The sequence below is a fragment of the Lentilactobacillus diolivorans DSM 14421 genome (assembly GCF_001434255.1).
Classification (GTDB): domain Bacteria; phylum Bacillota; class Bacilli; order Lactobacillales; family Lactobacillaceae; genus Lentilactobacillus; species Lentilactobacillus diolivorans.
Map to the genome: position 1 here is coordinate 12,317 of NZ_AZEY01000058.1, position 14,633 is coordinate 26,949.

The window sequence follows — 14,633 nt, forward strand, 5'->3', positions numbered from 1 at the left end:
GTTCGATGGTGGGCAAGATATAATCATCTCCAAAATAGATAAGAATGGTGATCTTAAAGATTATCATTTGTGAGTTGCCAGAAAAAGCAAGGGGGATCGCGATGGATCAGTCTATGGAATTGTTGGAGTCTGAGCAAAATGAAGCTCAATATGTTGATGGTCGATTAAAAGCAATCTTTTTTTCCAGTCCCGACAGTTTTTATAAAGTTATTTTAGTTGAAATTTCAAAAACAAATATTAATTGGCCAGAAGAAGAAATTGTCGTCACTGGTAATTTTGGTGATTTGATTGAAGAAAACAGTTACCATTTTACCGGCAAATTAATTAATCATCCTCGTTATGGTAAGCAATTTCAAGCAGCTAATTACACCAGCTTAATCGCAACGACTAAAGATGGGGTTGTAAAGTATCTTTCGGGAGATCAGTTTCCAGGAATTGGGAGAAAAACTGCGGAACGCATTGTCGACGTTTTGGGCGAAGATGCTTTGGACAAGATTAGTTCCGATGGTCGAGTTCTTGATCGGGTTCCGATTAGTAAAAAACAAAAAGATGCGATTGTTGATAATCTTCAGGTTGATGATAGTCTGGAAAAAGTAATCGTTGGGTTAAACAGCTATGGCTTTTCCAGTCAGATTGCTTCAGCAATTTATCAGCGATACCATGAAGATGCCTTAAAAATTATTTCTGAAAATCCTTATCAATTGGTTGAAGATATTGACGGGATCAGCTTTCGTAAAGCAGATTCAATTGCGCTGAGATTAGGTGTTGTTCCAGACTCTGATGAGCGAGTTCGGGCTGCCTTGCTGTATGCCATTGATGAGTTATGTATCCAAAATGGGGATACGTATACAACTACTGAGCCATTGATTGCCACAGCGACAACTGTTTTGGAAGGGAATGCTGCTCCCCGAATCTCCGGGGAGAAACTTGCCGGCGGCTTGATTGAATTGGCAAAGGAAAATAAGGTGATTGGTCAGGGTAATCGAATCTATTTGGCACGGTTGTATGAAGCAGAAGTTCAGATTGCCGAACATCTAAATCGGATTATTAAGAATGCTGATGACAATTGGCTTTCAGATGATAAAATTGATCAGCAAATTCGACTTGTTGAAAAGCAATTTAATATTATCTATGATGATTCTCAAGTTGCGGCCATTCAGCAGGCAATTAAATCTCAAGTTTTTATCTTAACCGGTGGCCCGGGAACTGGGAAGACAACCATTATTAATGGAATCGTTAATAGCTTTGCCAGGCTCCATGATTATTCACTTGACGTTAACGCCTATAAAAGTAAACCTTTCCCCATTGTTTTGGCTGCGCCCACAGGACGGGCTGCTAAACATATGTCGGAGTCAACTGGATTGCCAGCCAGTACGATTCACCGGCTGTTGGGATTGAACGGTCGTGAATCAAATAATGCCTCACCAACTAAAGATATTGATGGTAAGTTGTTAATTATTGATGAGATGTCGATGGTTGATACGTATCTATTTAAAACGCTTGTCAGAGCAATTCCCAATCATATGCAAATTGTTCTGGTGGGTGATCAAGATCAGTTGCCTTCAGTCGGGCCCGGACAGGTTTTTCATGATTTGTTGAAGTCTCAGCAAATTCCGGCCATGCAATTAGACACAATTTACCGTCAAGAAAAAGGATCCACCATCATCCAGTTAGCTCATGAAATTCATAATGGTCGACTCCCGGTTGCGTTTGCCAAGAACCAAGCAGATCGATCCTTTATTCCTTGTAGCGAGTATCAAGTGCCATCGGTGATCGAACAAGTCACTCAACGGGCCCGTCAAAAGGGGTTTGATCTGATGGATGTTCAAGTTCTGGCACCGATGTATCGGGGGAAAGCTGGGGTGAATAACCTCAACGATGTGGTTCAAAACGTTTGGCAGGATCAGCCAGCTAAAAAATTTGTGACTATCCGCGATCATATGTACCGAATTGGTGATAAAGTTCTTCAATTGGTGAATAATCCCGAGCAAAATGTGTTTAACGGTGATATTGGTATCATCGTTGGAATGGAGACTGTTAAGGGGCAAAAAACGCCGACTAAAATCACAATTGATTTTGATGAAACTGAAGTAACTTATGAAAAAAACGAATGGATTCAATTCACTTTGGCCTACTGTACGTCAATCCATAAGGCTCAGGGTAGCGAATTCAAAATGGTTATCCTACCAATTGTGCGGCAATATTCGCGAATGCTTCAACGTAATTTGTTGTACACAGCGGTCACTCGTGCAAGTGACTTCTTAATTATGCTGGGTGAACAGGTTGCCTTTGAGCAATGTGTAAAAAGTGTTTCTGTTAACCGAAAGACGAGTTTGGTTGAACGACTGACAGAAACAATTAGAACTCAGGCAAGCCCAGATGTTGCTGATGATAACTCAGCTGAAACCGGCGAACAGTCAGTAGATCACGAGGTTTCGAAGGCTAAAGCTGTGCCCAATAAAGTTTCCGAAAAGCAACCTGATTATTTGACCGTTGCAGCTATTAATTCGGATTTAATTGATCCAATGATTGGCATGGGTGATACCAGCCCTAAAGATTTTATGTAGGTCAACCATTTCCTATAAAATCACGGTATAATTATGGTAATATTTAGTTAAACAAACAATCCTTGGAGGGAATCATGGCCGAATTAAAATCGCATCCTAAACTTAAACTTTTTTCGCTTAATTCGAACCGTTATTTGGCAGAAGCAATTAGTAAAGCAGTGGGCGTACCGCTTAGCAAAGCAACTGTCGAAAAATTCAGTGACGATGAAATTAAAATTAGTGTTGATGAAAGTATTCGTGGTGATGAAGTCTATATTATCCAATCGATTTCTGAACCAGTGAATTCGAATCTAATGGAATTATTAATCATGGTCGATGCTGTTCGTCGGGCAAGTGCCAAGTCAATTAATGTTGTTATTCCTTATTATGGGTACTCCAGAGCAGATCGTAAGGCCCGCTCCCGTGAACCAATTACTGCAAAATTGGTTGCATCGTTCTTGGAGATGGATGGCGTTGATCGAGTGGTAACCCTTGATTTACATGCTGACCAAATTCAAGGTTTCTTCGATATTCCGGTTGATCACTTGAGAGCGAATACTTTGCTGGCTAATTACTTTATCAAGACGCATGATGGAGATAATTTGGTGGTTGTTTCTCCAGATCATACCGGGGTTTCGCGGGCTCGAAAGTTCGCTGAACTACTCGATGCACCGATTGCAATCATTGATAATCGATCGCCTGAAGATGCCACTACCGTCCCTGAATCAGTTATTGGTAATGTGAAGGGGAAACGGGCTATTATTGTTGATGACATGATCGACACTGCCTTTAAGTTGACGATTGCGGCTGAAACTTTAAAGAAGGCTGGGGCAACCGAGGTATTTGCCATTGCAACTCACGCAGTGTTCTCCGGAGATGCGCAAAAGCGACTACAGGATTCGGCAATTAAGAAAGTGATTGTCACTGACTCAATCAGCATTTCAAAAGAGGATCGATTTGATAAGCTTGAGGTCGTATCAGTTGGTGATTTGTTCGGTCAAGCAATCACGTTGATTCATAATCAGCAATCAGTAGGTAAATTATTTGGTAGATAAAATTTAACGTAAAGGAATGGTGATTTAATTTATGTATAAGGCAAATGACGATCGGTATGAAAACGCAGTTGTAAGAAGAGCGGGAAATTCTGGACTTCAATTACCTGCATTATCATTTGGCATGTGGCACAGTTTTGGCGATGACGCTAATTACGGTGACAGTGAGAAAGTCATTTTGAAGGCCTTTGATCTCGGACTCTTTAGCTTTGATTTGGCTTACAATTACGGTCCCGGTTCAGGTGCTGCCGAAAGAATGTTTGGTGAAGTTTATCGAGCAAACTTGAAGCCTTATCGTGATGAATTGGTGATCACCACTAAAGCAGGCTATAATCTTTGGCCTGGGCCATACGGTAACTTTTCATCAAAGAAGACGTTGGTTAATGCTTTGGATGGCAGTTTAAAACGGATGGGCCTTGACTATGTTGATATTTATTACAGTCATCGGTTTGACCCTAATACAAGTCTTGAAGAAACTGCCAATGCGCTTGATGGCATTGTCCGATCCGGTAAAGCATTGTATATTGGAATTTCAAATTATAATGCACAACAAACCAAAGAAATTTCTAAATATTTCAAAGAACTGCACACCCCATTTGTTGTCAATCAGGCATCTTATAACATGCTCAATCGTGGGGTTGAAGACGATGGGTTGATCAAGACGCTGCACGATGACAATAAAGCTCTGATTGCATATGGACCACTGGCTGAAGGTTTATTAACCGATAAATACCTTGGTGGTATGAGTGAGGATGTTAAGGTTCATTGGAGTAACGAGTATGTCATCAAGCATGGTAAGGACGAATTGGTAAAGAAACTAAATCAGTTGAATGATTTAGCAAAGAATCGAAACCAGACGTTGGCACAAATGGCGCTTGCATGGTTATTACATGATAAGACTGTCGCCAGTGTTGTGACCGGGGCTTCAAAAGTGGCTCATCTAGAAGATAATTTGGGTGCCTTGAAGAACATGACTTTTACCAGTGATGAATTAACTGAAATTGATAAAATTGTGAAAAAATAGAATTCTTTTAGCGTTAACCGACTTTAACCGTTTGGATAACGCTTTCAAAAAAATGGCATTAAATTGGTTTTTAACCAGTTTAGTGCTTTTTCTTTGGTATAATTAGTTGGAGTGAAACTATGCCTTGAATGGAGAAAAACGATGACAAAAAAAGTAACAATTACCGATTTAGCTAAACGAGCCAATGTTTCGGTAACAACCGTTTCACAAATTCTGAACGGCAAAGATGACCGATTTAGTAGCAAAACCGTTAAGAAAGTGCGTCAACTACAGAAAGAAATGGGATATGCACCTGATTTTAATGCCCAGAGTTTAATTCGTCGAAGCGGTCGAACAATTGGTGTCTTGGTTCCCAACATTAACAATCCATTCTTTAGCCGATTTTTACGCGGGATCGAATCGGAGGCCATGGCACATGACTATATTCCGCTTATTTTTGGCTCTAACAACAACCAAAAGCTTGAGAGCCACTATTTATTTGAATCAATTAGAAGAGCCGCAGACGGGATGATAATTGCCTCTGCGATCTCTGATTTGAGTTACATCGATAATATTCTGACACAAAATGGTATTCCGTATCTATTGATTGATCAAGCTCCTGTTGTAAAGGGAGATAAGGTTGATGTAAATAATCGTCTGGGTGGCGCATTATTGGCAAACTATCTGATTAAAAAAGGTCATCAACGAGTTGTTGTGGTTGCTGATGAGAATCCAACCTTGAATATGGAAGAGCGGTTAAATGGGTTTTTGGAAACTTATCGGAAAGCAGGCATTCCGGTTAATGATGATCAAATTGTTAAAACAACATTGACTAAGGACGGTGGCTATCAAGCAACCAACCAAGCTTTGCTGCAGAAGCCAACTGCGATCTTTGCCATTAACGATGAAATTGCAATTGGTTTATACCGTGGTATCCATGAAGCTGGTCTTACAATTCCGGATGACATATCAATTGTTGGTTATGATGATATTGATTTGGCGGAATATATTACGCCTAAGTTAACCACTGTTCACCAACCGGCATTTGAAATGGGGACGACCGCTGCTCAGTTAATTATTAAACGAATTGAAAATCAATCCGAGCCAATCCAAAGGGTCTCATTACCGGTAAAATTAGTTGAACGTCAAAGTGTTGAAAGAAAGATAGATTAGATAATTTTGACCGGCTATCTTGTAAAACCCTTTCATTTTTGCTAAACTCTTAGTGAAAGGTTTTAATAAAGGACACTTAGGGATTTCAGAGGAGTTTATCATGACAAATAAAGTTGTTGTACTTGGAAGTTTAAATGTTGATACGACCTTGCATATTGCGCAGATGCCTAAACCAGGTGAAACCATTAGCGCTCAAAGTAAAACGAACTCTGCAGGTGGTAAGGGTGCCAATCAAGCGGTAGCTGCAGCGCGGTCAAATGCTGTGACGAGTTTTATCGGTCAAGTTGGCAATGATAGTGCTGGTAAGTTTATGGTTAAGGCGCTTGAGGACGACGGGATTAATACTGATCATATTAAAGTTGACCACGAAAACGGAACTGGCTCAGCCGTTATTTTATTGGATGAGCAGGGTCAAAATAGTATTATGGTATATGGCGGTGCCAATCAGGCCATGAAACCTGACATGGTGGCAGACTGTGAGGATTTGATTAAGCATGCGGATATTTTAATATCAGAATTTGAAACACCTCAACAAGTAACATATGAGGCTTTTAAAATGGCCAAACATTATGGCGTGACAACTATTTTAAATCCGGCACCGGCATCAACAATTATTGATGGGTTGCTTGAAGTAACTGATTTAATTGTTCCTAATGAAACTGAAAGTGCAACGCTAACGGGTATCGAAGTAACTGATACAGCCTCGATGGATAAAAATGCTGATAAATTTACTAAAATGGGTATCAAAAATTTAATCATCACTGTTGGTGATCGGGGTGCTTACTACCATACACCAAATGACAGTGGTTTTGTTCCAGCATTTAAAGTTCATGCCAAAGATACAACTGCAGCTGGGGATACATTTATTGGTGCATTGAGTTCACAGCTTAAAAAAGATTTGTCAAACATTGAAGAGGCGCTTGTATACGCTCAAAGAGCATCATCCATTACTGTTCAACGGTTAGGAGCGCTTCCTTCTATTCCGACAGCTAAAGAAATTGCTGATCAATCCAAATAATAGTTATTGTTATGATTAGTTATTTTTGTTAACTTTAGTTATTTTCTAGTAAAGTGTTGATTTACTAAATTTTATCTGGTAGTATATCCAGTCGTTAGCAGGAATGTTCAACTGGTTATTAACATTTCTGCGTCAGCGTGTTATATTCTATTAAATGATTTTTCTATTAACGTTCAAAGGAGTTTATAGCTATGAGTAATAAGTTAGAAATTCTTAGAGAATACCAGCAGGCATCCTCAAAGCTAGATCAATTAAAGTCTCAGGAAGCACAAATCATTCATTCCGACCCTAAGGAAACCAAGGATACAGTGGTTATTAGGCCACAATTTGGTAACGAGATGCATCATCTTAATGAAGAATGTATGCAGCTTAATATGATCTTGGAAGCAATGGATGCTTCTGAAGATTAATCTACGCATTAGTTTAGAATCAAAAAGTTATCTACTTAAGTAAAGAAAGAGAGGAGCTAGACAAAAGTAATTTTGTCCAGTCCCATTTTTGTAATCACGACTATTACCAAACAAAAACGTGAGACAAAAGGCAACTTCCTGCCGTACAACCGAATTATCCCACTAATCCACCCGGGATATTGGCATAATCCAATTGTACTCTGGAAGTTAACCGTCCTTTGTCTGACTCTGGCTTTCGTTATCATCATGATAGTGGTGTGACGATTATGTAATCGAGAAGATCTGTTGCATAATTTATCAATTAACAAGAATGCGTCAATCCGACAAAAAAGACATGTTGGATTGACGCATTCTTGTTTTTTAAAAATAACTTGAAAGTAGCGCTGATGATACTGCTACCTTGATCTGATTCCGCCCTTTCAGAGCTTTTAGCCATTCATTGGGGAAGGTCACTGGGGCGTATAAAAGTGATGCCAGCATAGAAGTGATTGAGCCAATTGTATCGGCATCATTACCTAGATTAACTGCTCGCTTAACTGCAACAAAATATTGCTCCGAATTCATTAAACACCAAAAGACGGCATTCAAAGTATCAACCACGTATGGTGAACTTTTAATTTTGTTACTTTGGTTGTCGTAAGAAGCTGGGATCCTCTAATTGGTCAAAAAAGGGGATTTCAGCTTCAAATTCAGGCTTGGTGCGGTAATAGTCCAAAGCTTCTTTAACAGCCCTTAGCATGGCGTATTTGTTTGGATTCTGGATGACGCGAATGATCACATTCGTTAGGATCCCGGAAGCAACTAGACTACGTGGATGTCGATGCGTGGTAGCAGTGTATTGGTGGATTAAATCAACTACTTGGTCATTAAATTGATAACTTCGATAATCAGTTAGGATAAAGAAAGCGAGCGGCATCATTCGCATTAGGGCGCCATTACCATTATCCATTTCTGAGTTACCACCACACAGGCTTGGTGACACACCCGCGTCAAATCGTTCAATTGCCATCTGGGTTGTTTTCCCGATATCAAAAGGTTTACCAAATGGGGTGTAGTCACCAAAATGATACCATTGTGAATATCTCGTCATTAAATCATGTAAGTTAAATCCCAAGGTTAAGCTAACAAGAGAAGCAATCGATAAAGATGTATCATCAGACCAAGTTCCGGCTGGGACGTTAAAGGTTTGATAACCAATCATGGTATTAATTGGATTCTCCAATAATTTCGATCTTTTTTCAAATTGAAAAGGGACACCAAGTGCATCACCCAAAGCAACAGCAGTTAGGGATTGAAATAGTAGGTAGCTCGTAGAATACATGAAATTTACCTCGATTTAATATCTTTAAAGTTGGTGGTAATTTGACCAAACCATGCTGCTATTTATTTGATCCAGAAAGGGTATTTGGCCGTTCCAAATTCGAGATCAAATGTTTTGTTTCCTAATTCTTCGCCATCAGTTTGCCCATAACGCGAATCTTCTGTTTTCAAGAATAGCTTTTTCTCAGTATAGTGATGGACAAAGCGTAAATGCAAATGTCTCTTTAAAAATAACATAACTATAAATAAAATCAATTGGAAAATGTTTGGTTTTTCAACCACAATCAAATCCAAAGTATCATCTAAAACAGAGGCATCTGGTGCAATCTTGATGCCACCGCCAAAATATGGGAGGTTCGTGGTGGTTACTAAGTAAGCTTTTTGGTATGTGGTGGGTTGCTGATCAGGAACGCTTACCGTGAGTCGGAAACCTTTAAAATGAATTAATGTGTTAAAAACGGCTGCCATGTATGAAAATTTGCCAAGAGTTGCGCTGTCCTTAAGCAGTGAATGGTTGGCATGGTGAACAACTGCGGCATCCAATCCAATACCAAAATTGTTTGTGAAATAGCCATCTGTTTGATTATCGTGATTGATAAAGCGGCCAATTGTGATGATTGTCGCTGAATGACAGCTGAGAATTTGAGTGAGTGCAGATTCCCAGTGCAAGGGGATTTTTAACGCTCTTGCAAAATCATTCCCTGATCCAACGGGCAAAAAAGCAATTGGAATTTTAGGCTGCTGTGGATGATCTGCATAATAACGCATGCAGCCAACCATTGTTTCGTGAAGAGTGCCATCGCCACCGGTGGCCACAATGACTGCATTCGGGTTTGAAACCGCATTTATCAGATTTAAAGCCCGTCTGGCCAAAGTAACCGCATGACCATCATGTTCGGTAATTAATGTGCGATAAGCAATGTGTTGTTTATCTAGTTCAGTTTCAATGTCTGGCCATAGTTTTTGAACGTTATGGGCACCTGCTTGTGGATTTACGATAAAAAAATATTCCATTTAAAAAGAATCTCCCGTAAAAGTGTCTAAATCTGACGTTATTTGAACGGTTGTAATGTGAAACGTGTGGTTTGATAAAATATGTAATAAAAGAGCTTGAGTACCGAATAATGGAACATCCGATTCTCAAGCTTTTTTGGTTGGTAACAGGAAAGTAGTCATTTTAAATGGTTACTTCTCATTACCATTCATGATTAGCATTGGTAAAATCATTGGATGACGTTCAGTCTTGGTGTACAAGAACTCTTGTAAATCATCAATAATTGCGTTGCGAATAGAAGATTCCGTTGCTTTCTTACCGTGCATCGCTTTTCTGATCGTCTTGAATACTCGTCGTCGGCCTTCATCAAGTAACTCGCCAGATTCACGCATGTAAACAAAACCACGTGAGAGGATATCAGGTCCTGATTGAATTTCTTGATTATGCAAATTGATTGTGGCAACCACTACCACGATACCTTCCTCTGAAAGTAGTTGTCGGTCCCGTAAAACAATGCTACCCACATCACCGATGCCACTACCATCAATATAAACATCGCCAGCTGTAAAGTGACCAGCCATTCGGGCGGTATCTTTGGATAGTGCCAAGACATCACCATTTTGCATAATAAAACTGTGGTCCAATGGGACACCACATTGTTCAGCAAGTTCCGTATGGATCTTTAACATTCGATACTCACCGTGAATGGGCATAAAAAACTTGGGTTTCATGAGTCGCAGCATTAACTTTTGCTCTTCTTGACCACCATGGCCCGAAGTGTGGATGTTATTAACTCGACCATGAATGACATTTGCGCCAGCTTCTTCAAGTTTGTTGATAACACTGTTAACACTAGTTGTATTTCCGGGAATTGGATTACTTGAAAAGATAACTGTATCTCCCGGTTGAATTGAAATCTGACGATGCGTGCCATTAGCGATTCTAGAAAGAGCCGCCATTGGTTCACCTTGAGATCCGGTACATAGGATTAAAGTTTTACTGGCTGGTAGCGACTGAAGTTCATGAGCATCAACGAAGGCATCGTCCGGGATGTCTAGATAGCCCAACTCACGGCCGTTAACAATTGCCGCATCCATACTCCGACCAAATACAGCGATCTTACGACCACGCGCCAAGGCATTGTCACAAGCTGTTTTAATTCTCGAAATATTAGAAGCGAAGGTTGCAAATATGATTCGATCATTGACATTATCGAAAATATGAGAAATTGATTTACCGACCCATTTTTCAGATTTGGTCCAGATTGGTTTTTCAGCATTGGTGCTATCTGACATTAAGCAGAGAACACCTTCTGCACCTAATCGCGCCATTTCCTGAAGATCAGGCGGCTGATTGGTAACTGGTGTGAGGTCAAACTTATAATCACCAGTTTCAACGATAACCCCAACCGGTGTATGAACTGCAACACCTAAGGTATCGGGGATTGAGTGGGTTGTCCTAAAAAAGGAAACCTTGGTTTTTCGGAACTTGATCACGGTTTTATCACTAATAACATGAAGCTCAACTGAATTGAGCAGACCGTGTTCTTCCAATTTATTTTTAATGAGTGCCATCGCTAATGGTCCAGCATAAATTGGGACATTTAAGACTTTCATCAAATATGGCACACCACCGATATGGTCTTCGTGACCATGAGTGATGACCAATGCCTTAATTTTGTCCTTATTATCAACTAGATACTGATAGTCTGGGATAACATAATCAACGCCGAGCAAGTCGTCTTCTGGGAACTTAATGCCAGCATCGATTAAAATTATTTCATCTTGAAACTGAATACCATAGGTATTTTTACCAATTTCACCTAAACCACCAACGCCATAGATAGCAGCCTCGTTATTTTTGACGTTTAATTTCTTCATTTATTATTGAACTCCGTTAATTTATAATCTGGATTTTCTTGTTCGTATTCCAGATGTTTTCCTTGCAAGGGTTCGATGAATTCAATACTGTAATCAGTATTATCATCAACTAAGCCACGAGCTTCGACCTCTGTAGCGGCCTCAAGGTACAGAGATTGGGTTGTTTCTCGACGTGGATTGCGCGTCTTGTCGGGTTGATATAAAACCTTAAAAATCATAAAAAAACTCCTTTAAAAATATACTTTTTTAGAAACACGAGGGTTCCTTTCCGGACTAGTGGTTGTGAAAACACAACTAATAACGATATCTTACCATAATATAAAAAATAAGTATATAAACTTGATACGAAATACGAATCCACTCTCATGGTAGAATTAACTTAACGAAAAGAAATGGAGATTGACTTATGGAATTAATGATTCAAATTGTCATTGGTTTAATTGCTGCATTTGCCGTATACAATCTAATTCATTATCTATTTGTGACCCGCCCAAGCAGGAAACGATTATTGTTGGCACAACGAGTTTCAAATGAGGCAGTGGATGCATCAATTAAGCAACTGATTGACACTAATAAAATTGCAACATTGGGTAATGATGATTTAAAGTCTGAGCTTATAGCGGATGTCTGGGGACGGGGCGTTATGGCTTTTGAATACCACATTCCAGTTAGCAAAGTGCAAACTTCAATTCCTAATTTAAAACAACTATTGAGTCAGACGCTGGCCGATTATGGCAATACACATCATATGCATGCCAGAATCAAGGAGAACGATTCACCGGTCTTTGTTGTAACCGACATGTGGCAACTGGATGATCGCCTTCATTTTGATGTGGCATATTTAATTAATTTAACGACGATCGAGTATGTTGATGACTTAAGCAGGCTGAAGTAATGCCGCTGACTATCGATTTGGGGACGAGTATGTTTTTTGGGGGGACTCACAGTTATTACTGAACAAACAATGTAGGATAAAAAAGTAGTTTTCAAACAAGAGCTGCTTTTTGTCCTACATTTTTGAATGGTTATTATAAATCATATAGTGATGAGAGATAATGATTATCTGTTAACTAACTGAGTAATTAAAGTAATTAAAGTTTGGATTGTCTCTTGCGATAGTCGAGAGCCGGTTATTTTCCGGCTTTATATAGTTGCTACCCCCAAAATAAGTTGTTGGCTCAATCGACTCTCCCAAGTTAACAGATTCGAATCAAGTCTTTTGACTTTTTGCATTATTAGCGTAACTTTCGACATACCTGCGAATGTTCAGCATGACTTAAATAGTAAATAAATATGGTTCATTCAGTTATCGTTGACATAAAATTTATCTTAATTAGTTTGCAATGTATTTTTGACAGTTTTTCAAAACGAGCATCAATTGCGGGAATTAAGGCTGATTTATTGGGCATCAGTTGTTGAGATGAGCATAGTGGCCGTTCGGATTTCTGAAATTGTCCAAACCAATGAAGTTTTATGATTAACCAGTTTGATAGTCTACCCAATCATCTTAAACGGGAGAATCACAAATAACGCAATTTAAACAAGAATATCGTTACCTATTAGATAATCCATTTTTAAGTATTTGATGATTGTCGTAATATGTTTAAATCTTTTAGCGCCAGTTATGGACATGGGGCTGCCGTTCATGATTATTCAATAGGTGCACGTTGGTAGCCAAACGTTGGGAATTCCGAATGGGGCTGCTGATTGGAAATTTGGTCATGGCTTGTTACCTGAAATCAGAAATCCGATAAAAGTATTAGTCCCTTCTTCTATTGGGTTGCGTCTTTCAATTGTCGCCATAAGCGGTATTTTAACGTTTTTGATTAATCAATTAGTTCGTCAAATTATCGACGGTCCACTTGCGTTTGTTACGGGCTTGTCACTTGCTTTTATTAGTACGCCGATTGGTAGTTATTTGTAACAAACAGTACCAGCAAAAAGGACGAGGTTCGGCAGCGTTGCCGGCTGCAAATATGACCTTAATTCCATTGAGAATTGTTTTATTTACGATAATTTTCAGGCTTTTCCAAATGAAATCTGAATCAAACAGGATAAAGCAGCTTTGAGTATTATTGAAAATGGTAGTGACGCATTCCGTTTCAATTGTGTGGAAATTAAATTATTTACTTACAAAAAGTGTGTAGCGGGGTGTTTTTTAATCCTGCAAAACTGATTGGGAAAACTCAAGTCGGGGTTGCAGACAAGGATCACTAATTATTAGAATAAAAGCGAGGAGAGCTGACTTCCTTCTCGCTTATACATACAGTAATAGTCGTGATTACAAAAATGGAGCTGAGACAAAATTGATTTTGTCTCAGCTCCTATTTTTGTAATCACGACTATTGCCGAGTGGAAACATGAGATAAAAGGCAACTTCCTGTCGTATAACCGATTCATCCCACCATCTACTCGAAGTATATTCGGACAATTTGGTTTTACTATGAAAGTTAAGCGCCCTTTTCAAGCTCTTTAACGCCAGTTGTCAATGACAACAAATCATGAATCTAGTAAACAAAAATTTCGTCATCTTCGCGCTCAAATGGATTATTTTTGTTGATATGATCATAAAATAAAGTGCCATGTAAATGATCAATTTCATGTTGGCAAACGATAGCGGGATAATTTTTTAACCGAACTTTATGTTCCTTACCACTAATATCTTGATATTTTAATGTGATTCGTGCGGCACGATGAACATAACCTTGAATATCCTTATCAACTGAGAGGCAGCCTTCACCTTCTGTTAGTGCGCCTCGTTGAACAGAGTTGGAGACAATTAAAGGATTAATAATGACATCTTTAAAAAGTGGTTTATCTTTTTGATTTTCATCTTCACTGGGAACAAGAACGGAAGCCATCATTTCTGAAACACCAACCTGTGGTGCAGCTAAACCAACGCCAGCTCGCAGCTTGTATTTTTCACATAATTCTGGATTTTGACTGACTTCAAGGTATTCCATTAAGTCATGAGCTAATTGTCGATCTTCGTTACTGAGTGGAAAGGCGACTTTCTTCGCTTGTTGTCGAAGAACCGGATCACCATCTCGAACAATATCTTTCATTAAAAACAATTCAAGTACCTCCGAATAAATTTAGAAATTTCTGCTAAGGACTATTTTATCCTAATTTTCGAAAAAAAACTATGTTCGCTGTGTAAACTTGGCGATTGTAGGTTGCTTGTTAATGAGAATCACAGAAAGTATTTTCAACAACTTCTCATCAATTCGTCATAAA

14 protein-coding genes are annotated in these 14,633 nt (G+C 39.1%); 8 read left to right on the forward strand and 6 right to left on the reverse strand.

Annotated elements, in window-relative coordinates:
- The first annotated feature begins 101 nt into the window (after nucleotides 1–101).
- From recD2 to FC85_RS05775, 6 genes are all read left to right on the forward strand, one after another.
- Nucleotides 102–2,567, forward strand: coding sequence for an SF1B family DNA helicase RecD2 (gene recD2, locus FC85_RS05750; protein WP_057864595.1), 2,466 nt, complete (start codon nucleotides 102–104; stop codon nucleotides 2,565–2,567).
- Nucleotides 2,568–2,641: 74 nt separating this feature from the next.
- The gene (locus FC85_RS05755) at nucleotides 2,642–3,601 is read left to right on the forward strand and encodes a ribose-phosphate diphosphokinase (protein ID WP_057864596.1); all 960 of its coding nucleotides are present in this window, start codon (nucleotides 2,642–2,644) and stop codon (nucleotides 3,599–3,601) included.
- Nucleotides 3,602–3,632: 31 nt separating this feature from the next.
- The gene (locus FC85_RS05760; RefSeq protein ID WP_057864597.1) at nucleotides 3,633–4,622 is read left to right on the forward strand and encodes an aldo/keto reductase; all 990 of its coding nucleotides are present in this window, start codon (nucleotides 3,633–3,635) and stop codon (nucleotides 4,620–4,622) included.
- A gap of 141 nt (nucleotides 4,623–4,763) precedes the next feature.
- Nucleotides 4,764–5,774 (forward strand): ribose utilization transcriptional repressor RbsR, encoded by a 1,011-nt coding sequence (gene rbsR / locus FC85_RS05765; RefSeq protein ID WP_057864598.1) that lies wholly within the window; start codon nucleotides 4,764–4,766, stop codon nucleotides 5,772–5,774.
- 100 nt (nucleotides 5,775–5,874) lie between these two features.
- Nucleotides 5,875–6,792, forward strand: coding sequence for a ribokinase (rbsK, locus tag FC85_RS05770; protein ID WP_057864599.1), 918 nt, complete (start codon nucleotides 5,875–5,877; stop codon nucleotides 6,790–6,792).
- 191 nt (nucleotides 6,793–6,983) lie between these two features.
- The gene (locus FC85_RS05775) at nucleotides 6,984–7,202 is read left to right on the forward strand and encodes a hypothetical protein (protein WP_057864600.1); all 219 of its coding nucleotides are present in this window, start codon (nucleotides 6,984–6,986) and stop codon (nucleotides 7,200–7,202) included.
- Nucleotides 7,203–7,562: 360 nt separating this feature from the next.
- On the opposite strand, the gene FC85_RS16185 is transcribed toward FC85_RS05775, so the two are convergent.
- From FC85_RS16185 to FC85_RS05795, 5 genes are all read right to left on the reverse strand, one after another.
- Entirely contained in the window at nucleotides 7,563–7,802 is a 240-nt protein-coding gene (locus FC85_RS16185; protein ID WP_263862680.1) for an ADP-ribosylglycohydrolase family protein, read from the reverse strand.
- A 22-nt stretch (nucleotides 7,803–7,824) separates the two neighbouring features.
- Nucleotides 7,825–8,523, reverse strand: a complete 699-nt coding sequence (locus FC85_RS05780; protein ID WP_235807829.1) for an ADP-ribosylglycohydrolase family protein — start codon at nucleotides 8,521–8,523, stop codon at nucleotides 7,825–7,827.
- Between the two features lie 62 nt (nucleotides 8,524–8,585).
- Nucleotides 8,586–9,536: a diacylglycerol/lipid kinase family protein gene (locus tag FC85_RS05785; RefSeq protein ID WP_057864601.1), complete on the reverse strand. Its 951-nt coding sequence runs from the start codon at nucleotides 9,534–9,536 to the stop codon at nucleotides 8,586–8,588.
- Between the two features lie 171 nt (nucleotides 9,537–9,707).
- Nucleotides 9,708–11,396, reverse strand: coding sequence for a ribonuclease J1 (gene rnjA, locus FC85_RS05790; protein WP_057864602.1), 1,689 nt, complete (start codon nucleotides 11,394–11,396; stop codon nucleotides 9,708–9,710).
- A complete protein-coding gene (locus FC85_RS05795) occupies nucleotides 11,393–11,614 on the reverse strand; it encodes a DNA-directed RNA polymerase subunit epsilon (RefSeq protein WP_057864603.1) in 222 nt (73 codons plus the stop codon). The genes rnjA and FC85_RS05795 overlap by 4 nt, the downstream gene beginning before the upstream one ends.
- Before the next feature lie 188 nt (nucleotides 11,615–11,802).
- Here FC85_RS05795 and FC85_RS05800 point away from each other — a divergent pair, with 188 nt between their 5' ends.
- Nucleotides 11,803–12,291, forward strand: a complete 489-nt coding sequence (locus FC85_RS05800; RefSeq protein WP_057864604.1) for a hypothetical protein — start codon at nucleotides 11,803–11,805, stop codon at nucleotides 12,289–12,291.
- 786 nt (nucleotides 12,292–13,077) lie between these two features.
- Nucleotides 13,078–13,320 carry a hypothetical protein gene (locus tag FC85_RS05805; protein WP_057864605.1) on the forward strand — a complete coding sequence of 81 codons (243 nt, stop codon included), beginning with the start codon at nucleotides 13,078–13,080 and terminating at the stop codon, nucleotides 13,318–13,320.
- A 583-nt stretch (nucleotides 13,321–13,903) separates the two neighbouring features.
- On the opposite strand, the gene def is transcribed toward FC85_RS05805, so the two are convergent.
- On the reverse strand, nucleotides 13,904–14,470 hold the full coding sequence (def, locus tag FC85_RS05810) for a peptide deformylase (protein WP_057864606.1): 567 nt from the start codon (nucleotides 14,468–14,470) through the stop codon (nucleotides 13,904–13,906).
- Nucleotides 14,471–14,633 lie beyond the last annotated feature (163 nt).

Bases quoted from the DNA above. Each gene is read 5' to 3' on its own strand.
- recD2 (WP_057864595.1), top strand. From the start codon at position 102: ATGGATCAGTCTATGGAATTGTTGGAGTCTGAGCAAAATGAAGCTCAA.
- FC85_RS05755 (WP_057864596.1), top strand. From the start codon at position 2,642: ATGGCCGAATTAAAATCGCATCCTAAACTTAAACTTTTTTCGCTTAAT.
- FC85_RS05760 (WP_057864597.1), top strand. From the start codon at position 3,633: ATGTATAAGGCAAATGACGATCGGTATGAAAACGCAGTTGTAAGAAGA.
- rbsR (WP_057864598.1), top strand. From the start codon at position 4,764: ATGACAAAAAAAGTAACAATTACCGATTTAGCTAAACGAGCCAATGTT.
- rbsK (WP_057864599.1), top strand. From the start codon at position 5,875: ATGACAAATAAAGTTGTTGTACTTGGAAGTTTAAATGTTGATACGACC.
- FC85_RS05775 (WP_057864600.1), top strand. From the start codon at position 6,984: ATGAGTAATAAGTTAGAAATTCTTAGAGAATACCAGCAGGCATCCTCA.
- FC85_RS05780 (WP_235807829.1), bottom strand. From the start codon at position 8,523: ATGTATTCTACGAGCTACCTACTATTTCAATCCCTAACTGCTGTTGCT.
- FC85_RS05785 (WP_057864601.1), bottom strand. From the start codon at position 9,536: ATGGAATATTTTTTTATCGTAAATCCACAAGCAGGTGCCCATAACGTT.
- rnjA (WP_057864602.1), bottom strand. From the start codon at position 11,396: ATGAAGAAATTAAACGTCAAAAATAACGAGGCTGCTATCTATGGCGTT.
- FC85_RS05795 (WP_057864603.1), bottom strand. From the start codon at position 11,614: ATGATTTTTAAGGTTTTATATCAACCCGACAAGACGCGCAATCCACGT.
- FC85_RS05800 (WP_057864604.1), top strand. From the start codon at position 11,803: ATGGAATTAATGATTCAAATTGTCATTGGTTTAATTGCTGCATTTGCC.